This is a genomic window from Microbacterium sp. C5A9 (genome assembly GCF_022627955.1).
Taxonomy (GTDB): Bacteria; Actinomycetota; Actinomycetes; order Actinomycetales; family Microbacteriaceae; genus Microbacterium.
In genome coordinates this window covers 53,761-75,680 of sequence record NZ_JABXGD010000002.1, presented here as the reverse complement: position 1 = coordinate 75,680, position 21,920 = coordinate 53,761, and the positions used below count along the sequence as shown (strand labels likewise).

Genomic DNA, 21,920 nt, shown 5'->3' with positions numbered 1-21,920 from the left:
GTGGGCTCCGCTCAGACCGATGCCGGGGCGGCGCGCCGGGAGTCGACCCGGTACGACACGAGCGCGATGATCAGGCCTGCGACCGCGAGAAGCGCGCCGGTCCACGACGGAGCGGTGTACCCCCACCCGGCGGCGATCACGACGCCACCCAGGAACGCCCCCAGGCTGTTGCCGATGTTCAGGGCCGAGTGGTTGAGGGCGGCGGCGATCGACTGGTTGTCTCCCGCGACGTCCATCAGCCGCGTCTGGATCGTGGGGCTGAGCACCGAGCACACGAACCCGACGACGAACACCAGGATGCTGAGCGTGACGATCCAGAACGACAGCGCCCCGAGAAGCCCGAGAACGAGCGCCAGGACGGCGAGGCCGATCAGCAGCGTGCGCCGCAGATCGATGTCGGCGAGGTGGCCGCCCACGATGTTGCCCGCGGTCATGCCGAGCCCCATGAGCACGAGCACGATCGGCACGGCCCATGCCGGAGACCCGGCGACATCCGTGACGAGCGGTGCGATGTAGCTGTACACCGCGAAGAAGCCGCCGAATCCGATCGCTCCGATGCCGAGTGCGAACCAGACCTGCGGGATCCGGAACACCCCGAGTTCTTCTCGCATCGTCCGTCCCGGTGATCCCGGATGCTCCGGCACGAAGAACACGATGCACAGAGTCGCGAGCGCGAACACGAGCGCGACGACCGCGAACGCGGCGCGCCACCCCCACTGCTGACCGAGGAACGTGCCGAAGGGCACGCCGACCACGTTGGCGATCGTCAGGCCGGTGAGGATGAAGGCGACGCCCTTGGCGCGCTTGCCGGGGCCCATCACGTCGGCTGCCACCAGCGCGCCGATGCCGAAGTAGGCGCCGTGCGGCAGACCGGCGAGGAATCGCGATGCGCCGACCAGCTCGAAGGTCGGCAGCACCACTGTGAGGGCGTTGAACAGCGTCAGCGCGAGTGCGAGACCGATCATGACGCGATGCCGCGGGAACCGCGCGACGAAGCCCGCGATCGTCGGAGCACCGACCACGACGCCCAGTGCATACAGCGAGATCAGCCAGCCGGCCTGGCTCAGAGCGTCCTCAGGGCTGGCGGCCCATTGGGTGGGAAGCAGCTCGGTCGCGATGTCGGGCAGCAGGCCCATGATCACGAACTCTGTCATGCCGATGCCGAAACTGCCGATGGCGAGGGAGAGGAGCGCCCACTTCGCCGCACCCCTCGATTCAGTCGAGGGATTCACCCGTCGATTCTACCGGCCGTCGGACTCCTCGATCGCCGACTCCAGACGATCGATCTTCGCGTCCAGCTCGCCCGAGTACCCCGGGCGGATGTCCGCCTTCAGCACGAGCGAGACCCGCGAGCCGAAGGGCAGCACCGCCTCGGTCGCCCGCTTGACGACGTCCATGACCGAATCCCAGTCGGGTCCCTCGATCTCGGTGAACATGCTCGTGGTGCGATGAGGTAGACCAGACTCGCGCACGACCTTCACCGCAGCGGCGACGGCGTCGTGCACGGAGGCGTCCGAGCGGTCGGAGCCGTCGGCGGGGGTGCCGCTCGGTGCGACGGAGAAGGCGATCAGCATGGTGTCATTCCTTGTTTCGGGTGGGGCGGGTGTCCAGGGCGGGTCTGTGGGCTCAGGCGGGGCTGTCGTGTCGAGCGGGGCTGTCCTCTCGCGCGTGGCGCGGCGACGGCACGGCGACGAGGGCACGGATGCCGACGACGAGTCCGACCACGAGCAGGATGTTGCGGACGGTCAGCGTCGCGATGGCGATGACGTCCGCGCGCAGGAGTGCGTCGTAGGTCAGCGGATACACCAGGCAGGTCAGCGCGCACAGCCCCAGCACGATCACGGCCGGCGCCGTCGCCCTCGTCCGGTCCCACACGAACCACAGGATCACGGGTGCGATCAGCCACGTCTGGAACTGCGGTGACCCGACCTTGTTCATCACGATCAGGACGAGCACGAGGCTCAGGGCGAGAGGAGGGAAGAGGCGCGAGAACGAGGCTCCTCGCATCGTCTTCAGCGCGCCCACCACCGCCACCGCTGCGACGAGCACGACCATGAGCGGGGTGAGCACCGCCGCGACGGCGTCTGCTCCCGGGGCGACGATCTGGAAGGTCAGGATGTCGAAGCTGTACTCGATGCGGGCGGCGCCGCCGGGCACGAGCCAGAGGAAGGGTGTCGCCGCGACGGCTTCGATCTGCAGGCCGCGGCCGGTCTGCGCTGTGAGGAAGCCGAAGAGCTCGGTGTCCGCGCCGAGAAGGACGAGCACGCCGATGACCCCCGCCGTCACCGCCGCCGCGGTCAGGACGATCCGCAGACGACGCCGCGAGGCCACGACCGCGGCGAGGACGAGAGCGGCCGGCCAGATCTTGATCCAGGCGCCGACGGTGAGCAGCGCGGCCACGACACCGGGACGACGCGTCAGCCAGAGCCCGCCGACGACCGCCACCGGCACGGCGATCGCATCGATGCGGTACAGCGCGATCGGTCCCAGCAGGAGCAGTCCCGCGGTCCAGAACCACGCGGCCGTCCGTCGCGGCGGAGACGGCGCGCGCCCGACGAGCGCGGCGAAGGCGAGCGCGTCGAGCACGGTGACCAGCACCGCCCAGGCGATCAGATAGGCGCCTGACGCTCCCAGTGAGGTGACGAGCGGAAGGGAGATGGCCTTCGCGATCAGCATCGGGACGAGCGCGAGCTGAGGATAGACCCAGGTCTCGGTGATGCCGACGATCGGGCCACCGCTCAGCGCCGATGTCGCCCACGGCTCGTAGACGAGCACCACATCCCCCATCGGCTGGCTGGGGTAGAGCCATCCCGCGACGGCGACCGCGACATGCACGGCGACGAAGGCGGTCCACAGGGCGACGACCTGCGTCGTCGTTCGACGGGTCACGCGAGGAGATCCGCGAGGGCACGAGGAAGCGCCTCGGCCACGTCGAGGGCGACGATCGGACGGCCGGGTCCCGCCCCCTCGTCGGCGGTGCCGGAGGCGATACGGGCCGCGTGGCCGTGCAGCCAGGCCCCGGCCGCGGCGACCTCGACGACAGGCGAGTCCGGGTTCGCGGCGAGCAGTGCGCCCAGGACTCCGCCGAGCACGTCGCCGGTTCCCGCGGTCGCCAGCCACCCGGTCCCCGCCACGACCCGGATGACGGTCCCGTCGGCGGCGGCGACGAGCGTCTCCGCGCCCTTGAGCAGCACGGTCGACTCGAGGGCTGCGGCCATGCCCCCGGCGGCTGCCTCCCTGTCCGCGTCGTCGGGGAGGCCGAGCCGCTCGCGCAGCCGGTCGAACTCGCGTGCGTGCGGCGTCAGCAGCAGCGGCGCCGCAGACCCGGGCGCGAGGTCCAGCGCACCGGCGTCCACGACCACCGGAACCCCGCCGTCGAGGATGACGCGCAGCTCGCGCTCCTCACCCTCGGTCCGCGCCCCTGGGTCGATCCCCGATCCGATCACCCACGCGCCGACTCGCGCGCCCTCGGCATGGCGGGCGACGACGGTCTCCGGGCGCCGCGCGATCACCGCATCCGCCGCACGCCCCGCACCGATGTAGCGGACGAACCCGGCGCCCGCACGCCAGGCGGCCTCGACGCCGAGCACCGCGGCACCCGGGTACGCGGGCGATCCGGTGCGCAGGCCGACGACTCCGCGGGAGTACTTGTCGTCCGCTGCCCCCGGTACCCGCACGAATCGCGCGGCATCGTCTCGGGACCAGTCGCGCACGTCGGGCATGACTCCACGTTAGTCGGACGGCCCTCGCTCCCCCACCGCGCCGGTAACGTCGGGGTGGTGAGCATCCTCTTCTCTCCCCTGAGCATCCGATCGATCACCTTCCGAAACCGCCTGTGGGTCTCGCCGATGTGCATGTACAGCGCCGTCGACGGGGTCGTGCAGGAGTGGCATCACACGCATCTCGCGCAGTTCGCATCCGGCGGAGCCGGCCTGGTCGTCGCGGAAGCGACCGCGGTGGTGCCCGAGGGGCGGATCTCGCCTCGAGATGTCGGGCTCTGGAACGACGAGCAGCGGGACGCCTGGGTGCCGATCGTCGAAGCGATCCATGCCCGCGGAGCGGCCGCCGGAATCCAGCTCGCGCATGCCGGGCGCAAAGCCTCGACGTGGTGGCCGTGGGCTGAGCACCGTGGTTCCGTCCCCCTCTCCGACGGCGGCTGGACGACGTCCGCGCCGTCGGCCGTGGCGTTCGACGGCTTCGCGCCGCCGGAGGAGCTGGATGCCGACGGCATCGACCGTGTCGTGGAGGCATTCGCCTCGTCGGCCCGTCGCGCCCTCGACGCCGGCTTCGACGTGCTGGAGATCCATGGTGCGCACGGATACCTGCTGCACCAGTTCCTCTCTCCGCTGTCCAACCTGCGCGAGGACGAGTACGGCGGCCCGCTGGAGAACCGCGCACGTCTGCTGCTGCGCGTGGTCGACGCGGTGCGGACGGCAGCCGGCGATGACGTGCCCGTCCTCGTGCGCATCTCGGCGACCGACCACGCGGACGGCGGGTTCACCGAGCAGGAGGCGGCAGTGGTCGGAGGCTGGGCCACCGAGCGCGGGGCGGACCTGATCGACGTGTCGAGCGGCGGCCTGGTCGCACATCAGCAGATCAGTGTGTTCCCCGGCTACCAGGTCCCCCTCGCCGAGACCGTCCGCCAGGGCGGGCGCATCCCCGTGTCGGCCGTCGGACTCATCACCGCTGCAGAGCAGGCCGAAGAGGTCCTCGCCGACGGAGCCGCCGATGCGATCTTCGCGGGACGCGAATGGCTCCGCGACCCCCACTTCGCTCTGCGCGCCGCTCACGAGCTCGGCGCCGACATCGCCTGGCCGCCGCAGTACGAGCGGGCGCACTGGCACTGACGACGCTCACCGGGCAGACACGGCGAAGCCCTCCGATCCCCACCGGGGTCGGAGGGCTTCTCCGTGTCGTGCGTCGTGAGTCCGTGCGACGTCGGTCAGTGTCCGCGCACTCGTCGCGTCGCGTCCTGGACCTCGCCGACCAGCTCTTCGAGGATGTCCTCGAGGAAGAGCACGGCCGTGGTCGCTCCGCTCGCGTCACGCACCTTCGCCAGGTGACGTCCTGCTCGCCTCATCACGGCGAGGGCGTCTTCGAGGTCGGTGTCCTCCTGCACGGGAACCATGTGATGGATCCGCTTCGAGGGCAGCGGTTCGAAGAGCTTCGCCGCGGCGTCCGGGCCGTCCGAGGCACGGAGGATGTCCTTGAGGTGCACGTACCCGACCGGGACGCGCTCGTCGTCGACGATCACGTACCGCGAGAAGCCGTAGCGAGCGACGGCCTTCTCGATCTCATCGGGCGTCGTCGACTCGGGCAGCGTCACGAGATCGCTCAGCGGCACGGCGACGTCGCGCGCCTTCTTGTCCGTGAACTCGACCGCGGCGGCGACCGCGCCCACCGTGTCGGCGAGCACACCCTCACGCCGTGACTGGTCGACGATCGTCGCGACCTCCTCGAGCGTGAAGGTGGAGGCCGCCTCGTTCTTCGGCTCCACGCGGAACAGACGCAGCACGCCGTTGGCCGCGGCGTTCAGGACCCAGATCACGGGCATGAACGCCTTCGAGACCCACACGAGCGGCGGAGCCAGGAGCAGCACCGCGCGATCGGGCACCGAGAACGCGAGGTTTTTCGGCACCATCTCACCGAACACCACGTGCAGGAACGACACGACCAGAAGCGCGATCGCGAACGAGACGGCGTCGACGACGCCGTCCGACCATCCCAGGGCGTGCAGCGGGGCCGCCAGCAGGTGGTGGATCGCCGGCTCCGACACGTTCAGGATCAGCAGCGAGCAGATCGTGATGCCGAGCTGCGAGGTCGCGAGCATGAGAGTCGCGTGCTCCATGGCGTACAGCGCGGTCTTCGCCGCGCGCGAGCCCTCTTCGGCACGGGGCTCGATCTGCGAGCGACGCGCCGAGATCACGGCGAACTCGGCGCCGACGAAGAAGGCGTTCGCGACCAGGAGGACCACGAGCCAGGCGATGCCTGCCCAATCGTTCATCGGGTCACCTCCTCGCCAGCGTTGCGCTGACTCGACACGTATCGGACCCGGTCGACCCGGCGTCCGTCCATCCGCACGACCTGCAGCGTGCCGGTGTCGAGGGGTACCTCGTCGCCCACGACCGGAACTCGCTCGAGGACGCTCATGACGTAGCCACCCACGGTGTCGTACACATCGCCCTCCGGCACATCGACGCCGGCTCGGCGGCGCAGCTCATCGGGGCGCAGCTCGCCGGGAAAGGTCACACCGTCGCGCCCGACGACGACGCCGGCCCGCATGCGGTCGTGCTCGTCGGCGACCTCGCCGACGATCTCCTCCACCAGATCCTCGAGGGTGACGAGTCCGGCGGTTCCGCCGTACTCGTCCACCACCACCGCGAGCTGGTATCCACGTGCGCGCAGCTCGGTGATGAGGCTGTCGACGTGCGCCGTCTCCGGCACCCGCAGCGGCTCGGTCGACAGCGCGCCGACCGGCACCTCCGCCCGACGCTCACGAGGCACCGAGATGGCCGCCTTGAGATGCACCACACCGGTGATGTCGTCGAAGTCATCGTCGTACACGGGGAATCGGCTGTGGCCCGTGCGGCGGGCGAGCTGGATGACGTCGTCCGCAGAGTCGCCCGCGGCGATCGCGTGCATGCTCGGTCGGGCGGTCATCACATCGGCCGCCGACAGCCGCGAGAAGGTGAGGGTGCGATCGAGCAGGGTCGCGGTGTCGGCCTCCAGCACACCGGCGCTGGCGGAGCGACGCACCAACGACGACAGCTCCTCCGCGGTACGGGCGCCCGAGAGCTCTTCCTTCGGCTCGATGCCCATGCTGCGCAGCACGCCGTTCGCACTGCCGTTCAGCACGACCACGGCCGGCTTGAACACCGTCGTGAACGCGACCTGGAAGGGCACGACGAGCTTCGCCGTGGCGAGCGGGAGTGCGAGCGCGAAGTTCTTCGGCACCAGCTCGCCCAGGATCATCGACAGCGCGGTCGCGACCACCATCGCCACGACCGTCGCGATCGGAGCGACCGCGGCCTCGGGGATGCTCCAGGCGATCAGCGTCGGACGCAGCAGGTTCGAGAGCGCCGGCTCCATCGTGTATCCGGTGAGAAGCGTGGTCAGCGTGATACCCAGCTGAGCCGCGGAGAGATGCGTGGAGGTGTGGCGCAGTGCACCGATCGTCATCGCGAGGCGTGATTCCCCGCGGGCCTGACGGGCCTCGAGATCGGCACGGTCGAGATTGACCAGAGCGAACTCGCTCGCCACGAAGAGACCGGTGCCGATCGTGAGAAGGAGCCCCACGCCCAACAGGATGTAGTCCATCAGTGAGTCCCTCCGGAGATGAGGGGCGGGCGGTGGGGCGATCTACTGCAACTGGGAGGGTCGTCCATAGTGTCCCGATTCTACGGGATCGTCGCCCAGGGCGGGATGCTCGGTCACCAGCTGACCGGCAGCGCCTTCCCCTCCTCGTACCCCGCCGCCGACTGCAGACCCACGACCGCGCGGTCGTGGAACGCGGGCACCGAGTCCGCGCCCGCATACGTGAACGACGACCGCACCCCCGACGTGATCATGTCGAGCAGATCCTCGAGGCCGGGGCGCAGCGGGTCGAGGTAGATCTTCGACGAGGAGATCCCCTCGGCGAAGAGCTCCTTGCGGGCGCGCTCGTAGGCGTCGAGTCGCCCGAATCGCGCCTGCACGGCCTTCGTGGACGCCATCCCCCACGACTCCTTGAAGATGCGTCCCTCCGAGTCCGTCTGGAGCTCGCCGGGTGCCTCGATCGTGCCGGCGAACCAGGAGCCCACCATGACGGAGGCCGCGCCGGCGGCGAGGGCGAGGGCGACGTCGCGGGGGTACCGCACGCCTCCGTCCGCCCACACGTGTGCGCCGACCTCTCGGGCCGCCTCGGCGGTCTCGAGGACGGCGGAGAACTGCGGCCGCCCGACCGCGGTCATCATCCGGGTCGTGCACATGGCTCCCGGTCCGACGCCGACCTTGAGGATCGAGGCGCCGGCCTCGACGAGGTCCTTGACGCCGTCGGCCGTGACGATGTTCCCCGCGACGATCGGAATCCCCGGGTTCACGGCGGCGACCTCCGAGAGAGCGCGCAGCATGCCCTCCTGATGTCCGTGCGCGGTGTCGACCACCAGCACGTCGACGCCCGCCGAGACGAGCGCGCGGGCTTTGGCTGCGACGTCGCCGTTGATGCCGACGGCAGCGGCGACGGCCAGTCGCCCGTCACGGTCGACAGCAGGTCGGTAGAGCGTCGACCGCAGGGCGCTGCGCGCGCTCAGGGTGCCGACGAGGTGGCCGTGGTGCACGATCGTGACGATCTCGACACCGGCATCGGTGATGACGTCGAACGCATGGCGCTCCGACCCGATGTCCTCCGCGTCGAGGGACGGCGTTCCCGTGTGCACCAGATCGCCGAGCTGGGCGTCGGGCAGCGCCGTCGCCAGACGCGTCGCCGGGAGGACCCCGAGGATCCGCTCCGCCGAGTACGGCGCCTGCCCTGCCGCGACGACGACGCCGTGCCCGGGGGCGGCGGGAAGAAGGCGGAGCGCGTCGGCGACCGAGGCGTTCGGCGCCATGACCAGCGGCGTGTCCCACAGCACCGGCTGTGCCTTGACGTCGCGGATCGCCGCGTCGAGCTCCTGCAGCGGCATGTCCTGCGGCAGCACTCCGAGGCCGCCGCGCCGTGCGAGCACCGCCGCGAGGCGAGGGCCGGTGACCGAGTTCATGTTCGAGGCCACGAGCGGCAGCGTGGCCGGAGTGCCGTCCTGCGGCGCGAGGTCCACCTGCAGCCGGCTCGTCACGGCCGAGCGGCGCGGTACCAGGAACACGTCGGAATACGTCAGATCGACTGAGGGCGACTCACCGGAGAACTCCATACCCCCACGCTACTCAGATCGGCTCCGAGGCGGCACTCCGCCTGGACGATTGCACGAGGAAACACGTTAGGCTTGGTGCTCGAGAGTGTGCGGACCCGAAACGCATCCTGCGTCGCGGTGTGCACATGTGAGATTCAGCGATGAAAGAGGGCGATCGAGCGTGTCGAACCAGGTGACCGGCGTCGGGGGCGACGGGGGGTTCGGAGCCAATTCCTGGCTCGTCGAAGAGCTCTACGAGCAGTTCAAGGTGAACCGTGACTCCGTGGACAAGGAGTGGTGGCCGATCCTCGAGAAGTACCACTCGGATGCCGCCGCGGGCACGACCGCGAACGCTGCCGCCCCGTCGGCAGACCAGAACGCTCACCCGGTGACCGCACCCATCCCGGTGATCGGAGCCCAGCCGGTCGCTCGCACCACGACCAAGCCGGCCGTCGCCGCGCCGATTCCCGCCCAGGCCCCCAAGCCGGCGGCGAAAGAGGCCGAGGACTCCGCTGAAGAAGACAAGGTCACCCCGCTGCGCGGTCTCCCGAAGACCCTCGCCGCGAACATGGACGAGTCGCTGACGGTCCCCACCGCGACCAGCGTCCGCACGGTGCCCGCCAAGCTGATGATCGACAACCGCATCGTCATCAACAACCACATGGCGCGCACGCGCGGCGGGAAGATCAGCTTCACCCACCTCATCGGATGGGCGCTCATCCGCACGCTCGACGAGTTCCGCAGCCAGAACGTGTTCTACGCCGAGATCGACGGCAAGCCCTCCGTCGTGGCGCCCGCCCACGTCAACCTGGGCATCGCGATCGACCTGCCCAAGCCCGACGGCACCCGCGCACTGATGGTCCCGAGCATCAAGCGCGCCGACACCATGTCGTTCAGCGAGTACCTGGTCGCTTACGAAGATCTGGTGACGCGCGCCCGCAACAACAAGCTCACCGCCGCCGACTTCCAGGGCACCACGGTCTCGCTCACCAACCCCGGCGGAATCGGCACCGTGCACTCCGTCCCGCGCCTCATGAAGGGCCAGGGCTGCATCATCGGCGCCGGCGCCCTCGAGTACCCCGCCGAGTTCCAGGGCGCCAGCGAGCGGACTCTGAACGAGCTCGCGATCGGCAAGACGATCACCCTGACGAGCACCTATGACCACCGCGTCATCCAGGGAGCCGGTTCCGGCGAGTTCCTCAAGAAGGTGCACGAGCTGCTCATCGGGCAGCGCGGTTTCTACGACGACATCTTCGCCGCGCTCCGCATCCCCTACTCCCCGATCCGGTGGAACCCCGACATCGCCGTCGACCTCGCCGAGCGCGTCGACAAGCAGTCCCGGGTGCAGGAGCTGATCAACTCGTTCCGCGTGCGCGGCCACCTGATGGCCGACATCGACCCGCTCGAGTACGTGCAGCGTTCGCACCCCGACCTCGAGATCGAGAGTCACGGACTGACCTTCTGGGATCTCGACCGCGAGTTCGTCACGGGCGGCTTCGGCGGCCGTCGTGTCGCGAAGCTCCGTGACATCCTCGGCGTGCTCCGCGATTCCTACTGCCGCACGATGGGCATCGAGTACATGCACATCCAGGACCCCGAGCAGCGCCGGTGGTTCCAGGAGAAGGTCGAGGTCAAGTACCAGAAGCCCGGCCACGACGAGCAGCTCCGAGTCCTCCGCAAGCTCAACGAGGCCGAAGCGTTCGAGACCTTCCTGCAGACGAAGTTCGTCGGCCAGAAGCGCTTCTCGCTCGAGGGCGGAGAATCGCTCGTCCCGCTCCTCGACGAGATCCTGCAAGGCGCGGCGACCGCCGGCCTCGAAGGCGCCGCGATCGGCATGGCGCACCGCGGCCGCCTGAACGTCCTCACGAACATCGCCGGAAAAACCTACGGTCAGGTGTTCCAGGAGTTCGAGGGCATCCAGACCCCCGGAAACCAGCGCGGTTCCGGTGACGTCAAGTACCACCTCGGCACCGAGGGCACGTTCATCGCCGACGACGGGTCGGAGCTGCCGGTGTACCTCGCCGCCAACCCGTCCCATCTCGAGACGGTCGACGGAGTGCTCGAGGGAATCGTCCGCGCCAAGCAGGACCGCAAGCCGATCGGCACCTTCACGTGGCTCCCGATCCTCGTGCACGGCGACGCCGCGTTCGCGGGCCAGGGTGTGGTCGTCGAGACGCTGCAGATGTCGCAGCTGCGCGGATACCGCACGGGCGGCACGATCCACGTCGTCGTGAACAACCAGGTCGGATTCACGACCCTCCCGAACGACTCGCGCACCTCGGTCTACTCGACCGACGTCGCGAAGACGATCCAGGCACCGGTCTTCCATGTGAACGGCGACGACCCCGAGGCCGTCATCCACGTGGCTCAGCTCGCGTTCGAGTACCGCGAGCGGTTCCACCGCGATGTCGTCATCGATCTGGTCTGCTACCGCCGTCGTGGTCACAACGAGGGCGACGACCCGTCGATGACGCAGCCGCTGATGACCGACCTGATCCAGGCCAAGCGCTCGGTGCGCAAGCTCTACACCGAGTCGCTCGTCGGTCGCGGTGACATCACCGAGGAAGAGTACGACGAGGCGAAGGCCGACTTCCAGAACCGTCTGGAGATCGCGTTCGCCGAGACGCACGCCGCCGAGACGGGTGCGACGCCTCTCGCACAGGATCTGCCTCCCGTCGACGAGCAGGTCGGTGCGCCCGAGGTCACGGGCGTCTCGAACGAGGTCATCCAGCTGATCGGCGATGCCTTCGTCAACAAGCCCGAGGGCTTCACGGTGCACCCCAAGCTGCAGCAGCAGCTCGAGAAGCGCCTCGACATGAGCCGCAACGGCAACATCGACTGGGGTTTCGGAGAGCTTCTCGCCTTCGGCTCCCTGCTCGTCGAGGGCACACCCGTGCGCCTCGCCGGGCAGGACTCGCGACGCGGCACCTTCGTGCAGCGCCACGCGACCCTGCACGACCGCGCGAACGGCCAGGAGTGGCTGCCGCTGTCGAACCTCTCCGAGTCCCAGGGTCGCTTCTTCGTCTACGACTCGCTCCTGAGCGAGTACGCGGCGCTCGGCTTCGAGTACGGATACTCGGTCGAGGCCCCGGAGGCGCTCGTGCTGTGGGAGGCCCAGTTCGGCGACTTCGTCAACGGCGCCCAGTCGGTCATCGACGAGTACATCTCGGCGGCCGAGCAGAAGTGGGGACAGCAGTCGAGCGTCACGCTGCTCCTCCCCCACGGCTACGAGGGCCAGGGACCGGATCACTCCTCGTCGCGCATCGAGCGCTTCCTGCAGATGTGCGCGCAGGACAACATGATCGTCGCGCGGCCGTCGACCCCGGCGTCCTACTTCCACCTGCTGCGACGCCAGGCGTACGCGCGCCCGCGCAAGCCGCTCATCGTCTTCACCCCCAAGGCGATGCTGCGCCTTCGCGGTGCGACGAGCCCGGTCGAGGCGTTCACGCAGGGCCGCTTCGAGCCCGTGATCGATGACGGCCGCGGTCTCGACCGCAACGCCGTCAAGCGCGTGCTCGTGCACTCGGGCAAGGTCCACTGGGATCTCAAGGCTGAGCTCGAGAAGAACCCGAACCCCGAGGTCGCGCTGGTCCGGCTCGAGCAGCTGTACCCGACCCCGATCGACGGCTTGAAGGCGATCACCGACTCGTACCCGAACGCCGAGCTCGTGTGGGTGCAGGAGGAGCCGGAGAACCAGGGAGCATGGCCGTTCCTGGCACTCGCCTTCGCCGATGTCCCGGGCGACCGCACCTTCCGTCCCGTGTCGCGGCCGGCCTCCGCATCGCCAGCGACCGGTTCGTCGAAGGTGCACGCCGCCGAGCAGGCGAAGCTGCTCCGCGACGCGCTCACCATCGGCTGAACGACACCGCCAGACGAGAGAGGGAGCCTCGACGAGATCGTCGAGGCTCCCTCTCTCGTCTGTGCGCCGCGATGCCGGGGCGCAGACCGCTCAGTACCAGATGTCGAGCGCCGGCGCAGGGAACGAGACGAACGCGCGGTCCAGAGCCTCGACGACATCGGGGGCGGCGACGATGCGTCCTGCTCCATGCAGCGACGTGGCACGCACTCCCCCGGCATAGAGGATCGACAGGGCCGAGACATCGAGCTCGGCATCCACATCCGCGCCGTCTGCGATGTCCGCCGCCTCGAGCGTCGATGCGCCCTGAGCGTCCACGCGCAGACGCCAGTCGCCCGCGGTGAAGCCGAGCGGGTCGCCGACGCGGATGACCACGTCGAGCGGCGCGGAGTATCTCCTCGCGGTGAGCGCGGCCGAGATGTCGAGGATCCGCAGCCAGCCATGGTCGTGCACGGTCTGCGTCACACCTCGCGGGTCGCGCACGAGCCAGGGAAGAGCGTCGTCCAGCGGCCGGAGATCCGCGGTGACCTCGTCGACGAGGTCGTGCTGCAGAGCGAACCGCCAGAGCGCGGCCGTCGCCTCCGCGGTCTCCGCGACGAGGAGGCGGACGTCGAGGGTGAAGCGGAACGATCCGCTGGCGTCGCGCAGGGTGATCGCCATCGCGCCGCGCACTTCTCCGTCCCGATCGATGAAGCGGATGCCGCGCACCTTGGCGCCGTCCGTGCTCCCCGGCGCGAGCCCCGCAACCCCCGTCCACCGCGACGGCCAGCCGGGGATCTGCCCGGAACGGCTACTGCGCGCGCGCTCATGGACGGTTCCGAGTGCCGCGGCGAGGGCATCCCGATCGACGTACTCGACACGCCCGTCGACCGCGGGACCCGCCCATCCGGCACGTCGCGTGTCCACCGTGAACTTCGCCATGGGCAGTGCCGAGCCGAAGCCGTACCGGCCGTAGATCGTGGCCTCGGACACCGTGAGACCGGCGATGGGCACACCCGCGGCGACAGCGGAGCGCAGCTCGCCTTCGAGGAGGGCCCTGGCGATCCCCCGGCGCCGATGCGTCGCCGAGACGGTGACACCGCTGATCGCCCACATCGGCAGTTCTCCGCCGCCGGGAAGCGTCACCGGAGTCACCCACGAGTCGATGGTCGCGACCGGCATCGTGTCGGCTTCAGGGGTGTCGTAGACGCCCGTGTTCCTACGGGCGTCGAAGGTCTCCTGCCCGAACGCCAACTCCTCCGCCGACGGCTCCGCGCCGAGGAATCCTCGGGTGGTCGCGCGCTGGAAGAGCTCAGCCCGAGCGGCATCCGACCCGTCGACGACGCGATAGGTCAGCGATCCGGCGGCGAGACGCTCGGTTGACTCGGGGTCGGCAGGGATGTCGCGTGAATCGATGACCGTCATGCAACCACCCTACGGGCAGCTGCGAACCCCGGCTCGACCCTCAGTGCTGGGCGGCCTGGACTTCGCGCAGACGTGCGAACACCTGGTCGCGCAGCTCCTCCGGAGCGGTCTCCTTGCACGCACGTGCGACGACCTCCGTCAGAGTCGTCGCGACGAGAGCCTCGTCACGACACGACGGGCAGTTCTCCAGGTGCTCGCGGATCTCGGTGTGCTCGGTGTTGCACACTTCGTTGCGGAGGTACTCCTCCAGGTCCTTGCGGGCTTTGTCGCAGCCGCAGTCGGTCATTTCCTGCTCCTCGGGTCGGCCGCGGAGATTCCCCGCTCCGCGGCGTAGTCGGCCAGCAGCTCCCGCAGCATCCGCCTGCCTCGATGCAGGCGGCTCATCACGGTGCCGATGGGTGTCTTCATGATGTCCGCGATCTCCTGGTAAGCGAACCCCTCGACGTCGGCGAGGTAGACCGCGAGACGGAAGTCCTCCGGCACGGCCTGCAGCGCGTCCTTGACGACGGATGCGGGCATGTGATCGATCGCCTCGGCTTCGGCCGAACGTCCGTGCGAGGCCGTCGTCGACTCCGCACCGCCCAGCTGCCAGTCCTCGAGTTCGTCGATCGTCCCCTGGAAGGGCTCCCGCTGCTTCTTGCGGTAGATGTTGATGTACGTGTTGGTGAGGATCCGGTAGAGCCACGCCTTGAGGTTCGTGCCCTGCGCGAAGGTCGACCACGAGCCGTACGCCTTCACGAAGGTCTCCTGTACGAGATCCGCGGCGTCGGAGGGGTTTCGGGTCATGCGCATGGCGGCGGCGTACAGCTGATCCATGAAGGGGATCGCCTGCTCCTCGAATTCGCGTCGAGGGTCGCTGACCGTGTCTGCGGTTGCGGTGTCATCCATCACCGGCCAGTCTAGGCCGACGACGTCTGTGAACTCGCGTTCCAGCGTGCCGAGCATGCTCTCTCCTCCTCGTCGAGTCCGCGCCATTCGGTCAGGCGACGACTCGCGTTTACTAAGGTGGGAACCGATGAGCGCCAACAGGTATTCCCCCTCCCCTGTCCAGGGCGCCTACGTGGCGCCGACGACCTCCGTCGCCGTGCGCGCCACCGTGACGATTCCGGGGTCGAAGTCCCTCACCAATCGCGAACTCATCATCGCTGCCATCGCGGACGGACCGGGGCGTCTGATCGCGCCTCTGCACTCCGACGACTCGCGTCGTATGGTCGACGCGCTGCGGGCTCTCGGAGTGGCTGTCGAGGAGGTCGACGGCGAGGGCGAGTTCGGCCCCGACCTCGTCGTGACGCCCGCGCGACTCGAGGGTGGCACCACGGTCGACTGCGGCCAGGCCGGCACCGTGATGCGCTTCATCGCTCCGCTCGCGGGGCTGGCGCAGCGCGATGTCCATCTCACCGCACACGAGACCGCCCTGCATCGCCCGATGGGCGGCCTCATCAGCGCGCTGCGCGACCTCGGCGTCGACATCGACGACGAAGGGACGTGGGCGCTGCCCTTCACGATCCGGGGCCACGGTCGCATCCGTGGGGGACGTGTCGAGATCGACGCCTCCGCGTCGAGCCAGTTCGTCTCGGGACTGCTCCTCGCAGCACCTCGGTTCGATGTGGGGCTCCACCTCGTGCACACCGGAGAGCGGCTTCCGAGCCTCCCGCACATCGACATGACGATCGAGGCCCTGAGCCGTCGAGGCATCCGCATCGAGCGTCCGGCCGCCGGAGAGTGGCTCGTCGAGGCGGGGGTGCCGCGCGCGAAGGAGATCCACATCGAGCCTGATCTCTCGAACGCCGCGCCGTTCCTCGCCGCGGCACTGGTCACCGGGGGCTCCGTGTCGATCCCCGGCTGGCCCGTGCACTCGACGCAGCCCGGCGCGCTCCTGCCCGAGATCCTGCAGGCGATGGGCGCTCACGTCGGACGTCACAGCGGCATCCTCACCGTGAAGGCGGGAACCGAGATCCGCGGACTCGACCTCGATCTGTCCGCCGCGAGCGAGCTGACGCCGACCCTGGTCGGCCTGGCGGCATTCGCCTCCGGACCGACGACGATCCGCGGCATCGGACACATCCGCCTCCACGAGACCGACCGCATCGCAGCCCTCATCAGCGACATCCGTGCGCTCGGCGGCGAAGCCGAGGAGCTGCCGGACGGTCTGCGCATCATCCCGCGTCCGCTGCACGGCGGGTCCTGGGCGGCGTACCACGATCACCGCATGGCGACCACCGGAGCCCTGATCGGGCTCCGCGTCCCCGGCGTCGAGATCGACGACATCGGCACGACGGCGAAGACCCTCCCGGAGTTCACGCTGCTGTGGGAGCGCATGCTGCGGGGCGAATCCGCGTGAGCTGGCTCGACGACTCCGACGACCTCGACGACGACTTCGAGTCCTACGACGAGAGCAGCTTCCGCACCCGCCCCAACCCCAAGGCCAATCGGCCGAGGACCAAGCGACGCCCGGCGCACGAGGATGCTCAGATCGGAAGGGTCCTCGGGGTCGACCGAGGTCGGTACTCGGTGCTGCTCGACGAGGACACCCCCGAGGAGCACGCGATCACCACGACCCGTGCACGCGAACTCCGCCGTACCCCGATCGTCACCGGCGATCGCGCGCGGGTGGTCGGTGACACCTCCGGCGACGAGGGCACGTTGGCGCGCATCGTCGGGATCGTCGAGCGCACGTCGCTGCTGCGACGCAGCGCCGACGACACCGATCAGGTCGAGCGTGTCATCGTCGCGAACGCCGATCAGATGCTGGTCGTGGTCGCCGCAGCCGATCCCGAACCGCGCGCGCGGCTCGTGGACCGCTATCTGGTCGCCGCGCTGGATGCCGGCATCCGTCCGCTCCTCGTGGTCACGAAGACCGACCTGGCCGATCCGAGCGAGTTCCTCTCACACTTCGACGGACTCGATCTCCGCGTCTTCACGAGCGCGCAGGACGAGATGCCGGTCGACGAGATCGGTGCCGCGCTCGTGGGACATTCGACCGTGTTCGTCGGACACTCCGGCGTGGGCAAGTCGACGCTCGTCAATGCGCTCGTGCCGAGCGCACTTCGCGCCACGGGACACGTGAACCAGGTGACGGGGCGCGGCCGACACACGTCATCGTCGACCGTCTCACTGCGCTACGAGGGCCCTGAGGGCGCCGGATGGGTGATCGACACGCCTGGCGTGCGTTCGTTCGGGCTCGGCCACGTGCAGCCCGAGAACATCCTCGCGGCGTTCACCGAGCTCGCCGAGATCGCCGAGGACTGCCCGCGCGGATGCACGCATCTGTCGGATGCTCCCGACTGCGCCCTGATCGAGGCCGCCGAACGGGGCGAGCTGAGCGAGACCGCGCTCGCCCGTCTCGACTCACTCCAGAGGCTGCTGCAGACCTTCGCCGACAAGGCGGAGCAGTCCCCCGGCCGATAAGCTGAAGGCGTGACTGTGCGCCTGGAACCCGGAACCGCTGCCCCTGATTTCTCCCTGCAGGATCAGGACGGCGAAACCGTCCGCCTGTCGGACCTGCGCGGGCAGAAGACCGTTCTCTACTTCTACCCCGCGGCCATGACGCCCGGATGCACGACGCAGGCCTGCGACTTCCGCGACAGCATCTCCTCCCTCCAGGGCGCAGGGTATCGAGTCATCGGCGTCTCACGCGACGAGCCCTCGAAGCTCGCGGAGTTCCGCGAGCGTGACGGACTCACCTTCACCCTTCTCAGCGATCCCGACCACGCGGTGCACCTCGCGTACGGAGCATGGGGCGAGAAGATGAACTACGGCAAGGTGGTCGAGGGCGTGCTGCGTTCGACCTTCGTTCTCGACGAAGACGGCACGATCAGCCTCGCGCAGTACAACGTCAAGGCCACCGGGCACGTCGCGCGTCTGCGCAAGCTGCTCGGCATCGATTCCTGACGATCCCGCCGCTCGTCAGTCGACGGCGCGCTCGTTCTCGGCCCTGGTGCTCGCGATCAGGAGGCCGAAGCAGACGACCGCCGGCACGCCGACAGCGACCGTGAACAGCCAGGGGATCGGCTGCAGAGTCAGCGAGGCCAGTGCCAGCGCGACCGCGAGCACCTGGAACACGACCCCACCTGAACGCGCCCAGGAGTGCCCTCCCCTCGTCCCGATCGCGAACGCGACGAGCGCGACCGCGCCGATCAACGTCAGCACGATGAGAGCGAGTGCGGTGGGAAGAGACGCCGCGTCGCCGGCACCGAGGCCCACCAGCTCGATCAGCGCGAACACGATGAGTGCCGCGCCTTCCGCGGCGAGGACCGCCGCTGCCGCGAGCGCAAGGCCTGGTGAACGCACGATGTCTCCTGAGAATCGAATGAGAACGAGCGAAACCCTTGATTTCGCCGGTTTCATGTAACAGAATAGACAGCGTCATGTGCTCCCACAGCGGCGTGGGGCGGGCTTCGAGCCTGCATCACAAATGCGGGCATCCGTCCGTATCTCATACAGGGTAGCTGAACCCGATCTGCACCCGAAATCCGAGTACGTCGCGATGCGACATCTCTTGAAATCCACACCGAGGAGCCCCCATGGACTGGCGCGATAAGGCCGCCTGCTTGACTGTCGACCCCGAGCTGTTCTTCCCCGTAGGGAACACCGGTCCGGCTGTCGACCAGATCGAGAAGGCGAAGACCGTCTGCGCCACCTGCACCGTCACCGAGATCTGCCTGCAGTACGCCCTCGAGACCAGCCAGGACTCGGGCGTGTGGGGCGGCCTCTCCGAAGACGAGCGCCGCGCTCTCAAGCGCCGCGCAGCGCGCGCCCGCCGCGCCTCCTGACTCAGCGACGAAGCGGCCCGAGACATCGTCTCGGGCCGCTTCGTCGTATCCCGGCCATACCTGCCGGGCTGACTACGTCGTGATCCAGCGGAGCGGGATGTCGATGACGACCTCGGTGCCTTCACCTTCACTGCCGTGCCATTCGATCGACCCGCTGAGCTCTCCCTGGATCAAGGTGCGGATGATCTGCGTCCCGAGCCCCTGGCCGATGCGCCCCTCAGGAAGACCATGGCCCGTGTCGCGAACGGTGACGCGCAGGTTCTCCTCGGTGCGAGCCGCATCGATCGTGACGATGCCCTCCTGACCGGCGAGCCCGTGCTCGACGGCGTTCGTGACGACCTCGGTCAGCGCCAGCGCCAGCGGAGTCGCGTACTCGCTGGGCAGCACGCCGAAGCGACCCGTCGACTGGGTGCGCGCGCGGGTGTTCGGCGCCGATGCGACCTCGGCGACCAGTTTGAGGACGCGGTGGAAGACCTCGTCGAAGTCGACCTTCTGCGTCAGCCCCTGGGCGAGTGTGTCGTGCACGACGGCGATCGAGTCCACCCGTCGCATGGCCTGGGTGAGCGCGTCGCGCGCCTCGTCGGAGTGCGTGCGTCGAGCTTGGATGCGCAGCAGCGAAGCGACCGTCTGGAGGTTGTTCTTGACGCGGTGATGGATCTCGCGGATCGTCGCGTCCTTGGTGATGAGCTCCTGCTCCTGATGGCGCAGCTCCGACACATCCCTGCACAGGAGGATCGCACCGATGCGGGTGCCGTGATCCTTCAGCGGGATCGCCCGCAGCGACACGGTCACCCCGCGTGCCTCGATGTCGGTGCGCCAGGGCGCACGCCCGGTGACGACGACCGGCAGAGATTCGTCGACCTGGCGAGACGGGGGCACCAGGCGCGTCGTCACCTCGGCGAGCGACTCGCCCTCGAGCTCGTCGTCGAAACCCATCCGGTTGAAGGCGGAGAGGGCGTTGGGACTCGCGAACGTCGTGATCCCGTCGACATCGATGCGGATCAGGCCGTCGGAGGCACGCGGCGCACCACGACGCGGAGAGGTCGGGGCGGCGAGATCGGGGAAACTCCCGTCAGCGATCATCCGGAACAGGTCGTTGGCGCATTCGTCGAACGTGATCTGCTGGCGAGACGGGGTGCGAGCCTCGCCGAGGTTCGTGTGACGCGTGACCACCCCGATGACCGACGGCGACTGGCCGCTCGGACGCGCGTTGACGATCGGGACCGCCCGCACGCGCGTCGGCGTCTCCTCGAACCAGTCCGGCGACGATGAGTCGACGATCTCCGCGGACTCGAACGCTCCCTGCACCTGGGTCCGCCATTGAGGGCGCACACGCTCGCCGACGATGTCGCGATAGAACAGCGTCGCCGCGCCGCTCGGTCGGGCGTGCGCTACTGCGACGAACGAGCCGTCCTCGGTCTCGATCCAGACGACGATGTCCGCCGACGCGAGGTCTGCGAGGAGTTGGCCATCGCCGGCGAGTCGATGGAGCCACTCGACGTCGTTGTCGGCCAGGAGGCCCTGGGCATGGGCGAGATCACTGAGGGTTGACACCCCTCCAGCCTAGAGCGACTCCGCTCAGAGGATCGCCAGCGACGTGGTCCGCCAGCGGCGGTCGAGCCCCTCGAGGCGGATCGCGACCGCGCGGGTCCGCCCAGGGCCCGCGACGACGACGACGGCTTCGATCTTGCCGTCGACGGGCTCCGTGACGCGGATGGAGAGGATCGCGAAAGTCGGGCGCGCAGGCGAGACCCCCCTCGCGCTGCGCGCCCTCGCCGACAGGTTCGCCCTCGTCACAAGACTGCGGTACGCATCTTCGCTGAACCACCGGGCGAGCTGATCGACTTCTCGTACCCCCGCGAGCACCTCGAGCACGCCCTGAGTGAGACTTCGCAGGATCGGGAGCGGATCCGGAAGCTCGGCTCGGGGCGTCGGCTGCGGTGCGAAATACTCATGAAGCGTCATCGGTAGCACTCTCGATCGGGGTGGACAGCGCCCAGTAGAGCACCCGGCTCAGGGCCGAATCCGAGGTTCCGCGAACGAATGTGGATAACTCGTACACCCCGGTGCGAGGTGGCCTACGGTGGGCGGGTGCACTGGGATCGACTGTTCGAGAACCTCGAAGGCCAGTTGGCCGCCGAATGGGAGAGCGAGCGAGCGGCGCTCGACGCCGAATCCGAACGGCTGCGCATCTCACGACTCGAGCTGCGCAGCCGCCTCCGAATCCTCTGCGCGGCTGCGGCGCCGGCGACAGTCGATCTTCCGGGCCACCGCCTGCGCCTCCGACTGCAGTCGTTGGGCGCCGACTGGGTGGCAGCGACGATGACCGACGGCGAGGCATCGTCATCACGCGCTGTACGCATCATCCCGCTGCACGCGATCCTCGGTGTGAGCACCGATCATGGGCTGCTCCTCTCGAGCCTCGACGAGAACGAGCCCCTGATGCCGTCATTGAGAGAGCGCATGACGCTGGGGTTTCTGCTGCGCGACTTCGCCCGGCGCCGTGTGCCCGTCAGGATCATCGGCATCGATGGCGCAGACCTGCATGGGACGGTCGATCGCGCGGGGGCCGATCACCTCGATCTGGCGCTCCACGATCCCGGCACCGCGAGGCTGGCGGGCGCCGTGCAGAGCTTCCGCCTGATCCCGTTCGCGGCCGTGGCCTCGGTGCAGACGGCGGGCGGTCAGATGCCGTGAGCGTGCGAGGTGCCCCACACCTCAGGGAAGCTCGCCTCGTCGGCCTGTCGCCACAGCGCCATACGTCGCGCTTCCTCCGACTGCTCAGCGAGGTACTCGGTGAGACTCGACTCCTCCACACGCCATCGCGCGGGCACTCCGAGTTTCGACCCGCGCAGGCGGCCCGCGTACACGAGCTCGATGACCTCGTCGACGTCGATGCTCAGCAGCTCGGCGACCTGCGCGGGAGCGAGGAAGCGCGGGGCGGATGTGGAGGCATCGGGCATGCCCCCATTGTCTCGCGGCCTCGCGACCACGCTCGACGCGTGGTCGCGCTGTGGATAACTC

General features: G+C 69.0%; 21 protein-coding genes. 7 read left to right on the top strand and 14 right to left on the bottom strand.

Annotation, left to right across the window (positions count from 1 at the left end):
• Positions 1 to 11: 11 nt before the first annotated feature.
• Genes HWD99_RS03475 through HWD99_RS03460 form a run of 4 tightly spaced genes read right to left on the bottom strand, consistent with a single transcriptional unit; the run spans position 12 to position 3,722 of the window.
• Positions 12 to 1,232 carry an MFS transporter gene (locus HWD99_RS03475; protein WP_241794862.1) on the bottom strand — a complete coding sequence of 407 codons (1,221 nt, stop codon included), beginning with the start codon at positions 1,230 to 1,232 and terminating at the stop codon, positions 12 to 14.
• Between the two features lie 9 nt (positions 1,233 to 1,241).
• On the bottom strand, positions 1,242 to 1,574 hold the full coding sequence (locus HWD99_RS03470) for a thiamine-binding protein (protein WP_241794861.1): 333 nt from the start codon (positions 1,572 to 1,574) through the stop codon (positions 1,242 to 1,244).
• Between the two features lie 52 nt (positions 1,575 to 1,626).
• On the bottom strand, positions 1,627 to 2,889 hold the full coding sequence (locus tag HWD99_RS03465; RefSeq protein ID WP_241794860.1) for a hypothetical protein: 1,263 nt from the start codon (positions 2,887 to 2,889) through the stop codon (positions 1,627 to 1,629).
• Positions 2,886 to 3,722, bottom strand: coding sequence for an ADP/ATP-dependent (S)-NAD(P)H-hydrate dehydratase (locus HWD99_RS03460; RefSeq protein WP_241794859.1), 837 nt, complete (start codon positions 3,720 to 3,722; stop codon positions 2,886 to 2,888). The genes HWD99_RS03465 and HWD99_RS03460 overlap by 4 nt, the downstream gene beginning before the upstream one ends.
• A gap of 57 nt (positions 3,723 to 3,779) precedes the next feature.
• Between HWD99_RS03460 and HWD99_RS03455 the strand changes: the two genes are divergently transcribed.
• Positions 3,780 to 4,847 carry an NADH:flavin oxidoreductase/NADH oxidase gene (locus HWD99_RS03455; protein WP_241794858.1) on the top strand — a complete coding sequence of 356 codons (1,068 nt, stop codon included), beginning with the start codon at positions 3,780 to 3,782 and terminating at the stop codon, positions 4,845 to 4,847.
• A 95-nt stretch (positions 4,848 to 4,942) separates the two neighbouring features.
• Here HWD99_RS03455 and HWD99_RS03450 read toward each other — a convergent pair whose 3' ends face one another.
• From HWD99_RS03450 to HWD99_RS03440, 3 genes are all read right to left on the bottom strand, one after another.
• Entirely contained in the window at positions 4,943 to 6,004 is a 1,062-nt protein-coding gene (locus HWD99_RS03450; protein ID WP_241794857.1) for a hemolysin family protein, read from the bottom strand.
• Positions 6,001 to 7,317: a hemolysin family protein gene (locus tag HWD99_RS03445; RefSeq protein ID WP_241794856.1), complete on the bottom strand. Its 1,317-nt coding sequence runs from the start codon at positions 7,315 to 7,317 to the stop codon at positions 6,001 to 6,003. Before HWD99_RS03445 ends, HWD99_RS03450 begins: the two co-directional genes overlap by 4 nt.
• A 113-nt stretch (positions 7,318 to 7,430) precedes the next feature.
• On the bottom strand, positions 7,431 to 8,885 hold the full coding sequence (locus tag HWD99_RS03440) for a GuaB1 family IMP dehydrogenase-related protein (RefSeq protein WP_241794855.1): 1,455 nt from the start codon (positions 8,883 to 8,885) through the stop codon (positions 7,431 to 7,433).
• A 160-nt stretch (positions 8,886 to 9,045) separates the two neighbouring features.
• Between HWD99_RS03440 and HWD99_RS03435 the strand changes: the two genes are divergently transcribed.
• Complete coding sequence (locus tag HWD99_RS03435) at positions 9,046 to 12,723, top strand: multifunctional oxoglutarate decarboxylase/oxoglutarate dehydrogenase thiamine pyrophosphate-binding subunit/dihydrolipoyllysine-residue succinyltransferase subunit (RefSeq protein ID WP_241794854.1); 3,678 nt, start codon at positions 9,046 to 9,048, stop codon at positions 12,721 to 12,723.
• Between the two features lie 90 nt (positions 12,724 to 12,813).
• Here HWD99_RS03435 and HWD99_RS03430 read toward each other — a convergent pair whose 3' ends face one another.
• From HWD99_RS03430 to HWD99_RS03420, 3 genes are read right to left on the bottom strand one after another with little or no spacing between them, the layout of a single operon-like run.
• Positions 12,814 to 14,124, bottom strand: a complete 1,311-nt coding sequence (locus HWD99_RS03430) for a GNAT family N-acetyltransferase (protein ID WP_241794853.1) — start codon at positions 14,122 to 14,124, stop codon at positions 12,814 to 12,816.
• Between the two features lie 40 nt (positions 14,125 to 14,164).
• Positions 14,165 to 14,410: a zf-HC2 domain-containing protein gene (locus tag HWD99_RS03425; protein ID WP_042541911.1), complete on the bottom strand. Its 246-nt coding sequence runs from the start codon at positions 14,408 to 14,410 to the stop codon at positions 14,165 to 14,167.
• Positions 14,407 to 15,069 (bottom strand): sigma-70 family RNA polymerase sigma factor, encoded by a 663-nt coding sequence (locus tag HWD99_RS03420; RefSeq protein ID WP_374205446.1) that lies wholly within the window; start codon positions 15,067 to 15,069, stop codon positions 14,407 to 14,409. Before HWD99_RS03420 ends, HWD99_RS03425 begins: the two co-directional genes overlap by 4 nt.
• A 70-nt stretch (positions 15,070 to 15,139) precedes the next feature.
• Here HWD99_RS03420 and aroA point away from each other — a divergent pair, with 70 nt between their 5' ends.
• Genes aroA through bcp form a run of 3 tightly spaced genes read left to right on the top strand, consistent with a single transcriptional unit; the run spans position 15,140 to position 18,015 of the window.
• Positions 15,140 to 16,465 (top strand): 3-phosphoshikimate 1-carboxyvinyltransferase, encoded by a 1,326-nt coding sequence (gene aroA, locus HWD99_RS03415; protein ID WP_241794852.1) that lies wholly within the window; start codon positions 15,140 to 15,142, stop codon positions 16,463 to 16,465.
• Positions 16,462 to 17,532 carry a ribosome small subunit-dependent GTPase A gene (rsgA, locus tag HWD99_RS03410; RefSeq protein WP_241794851.1) on the top strand — a complete coding sequence of 357 codons (1,071 nt, stop codon included), beginning with the start codon at positions 16,462 to 16,464 and terminating at the stop codon, positions 17,530 to 17,532. Before aroA ends, rsgA begins: the two co-directional genes overlap by 4 nt.
• 9 nt (positions 17,533 to 17,541) lie before the next feature.
• Positions 17,542 to 18,015, top strand: coding sequence for a thioredoxin-dependent thiol peroxidase (gene bcp, locus HWD99_RS03405; protein ID WP_241794850.1), 474 nt, complete (start codon positions 17,542 to 17,544; stop codon positions 18,013 to 18,015).
• A 15-nt stretch (positions 18,016 to 18,030) separates the two neighbouring features.
• Here bcp and HWD99_RS03400 read toward each other — a convergent pair whose 3' ends face one another.
• Complete coding sequence (locus tag HWD99_RS03400) at positions 18,031 to 18,414, bottom strand: hypothetical protein (protein ID WP_241794849.1); 384 nt, start codon at positions 18,412 to 18,414, stop codon at positions 18,031 to 18,033.
• 233 nt (positions 18,415 to 18,647) lie between these two features.
• Here HWD99_RS03400 and HWD99_RS03395 point away from each other — a divergent pair, with 233 nt between their 5' ends.
• Positions 18,648 to 18,896, top strand: a complete 249-nt coding sequence (locus HWD99_RS03395) for a WhiB family transcriptional regulator (RefSeq protein WP_017203224.1) — start codon at positions 18,648 to 18,650, stop codon at positions 18,894 to 18,896.
• Between the two features lie 72 nt (positions 18,897 to 18,968).
• Here HWD99_RS03395 and HWD99_RS03390 read toward each other — a convergent pair whose 3' ends face one another.
• Both HWD99_RS03390 and HWD99_RS03385 read right to left on the bottom strand, forming a co-directional pair.
• Positions 18,969 to 20,450: a sensor histidine kinase gene (locus HWD99_RS03390; RefSeq protein WP_241794848.1), complete on the bottom strand. Its 1,482-nt coding sequence runs from the start codon at positions 20,448 to 20,450 to the stop codon at positions 18,969 to 18,971.
• Between the two features lie 24 nt (positions 20,451 to 20,474).
• Positions 20,475 to 20,861 (bottom strand): Rv3235 family protein, encoded by a 387-nt coding sequence (locus tag HWD99_RS03385; RefSeq protein ID WP_241794847.1) that lies wholly within the window; start codon positions 20,859 to 20,861, stop codon positions 20,475 to 20,477.
• A gap of 126 nt (positions 20,862 to 20,987) precedes the next feature.
• Between HWD99_RS03385 and HWD99_RS03380 the strand changes: the two genes are divergently transcribed.
• On the top strand, positions 20,988 to 21,593 hold the full coding sequence (locus HWD99_RS03380; protein ID WP_241794846.1) for a hypothetical protein: 606 nt from the start codon (positions 20,988 to 20,990) through the stop codon (positions 21,591 to 21,593).
• Here HWD99_RS03380 and HWD99_RS03375 read toward each other — a convergent pair.
• Positions 21,581 to 21,859 carry a helix-turn-helix domain-containing protein gene (locus tag HWD99_RS03375; RefSeq protein ID WP_241794845.1) on the bottom strand — a complete coding sequence of 93 codons (279 nt, stop codon included), beginning with the start codon at positions 21,857 to 21,859 and terminating at the stop codon, positions 21,581 to 21,583. The two genes, HWD99_RS03380 and HWD99_RS03375, sit on opposite strands and share 13 nt — an antisense overlap.
• Positions 21,860 to 21,920 lie beyond the last annotated feature (61 nt).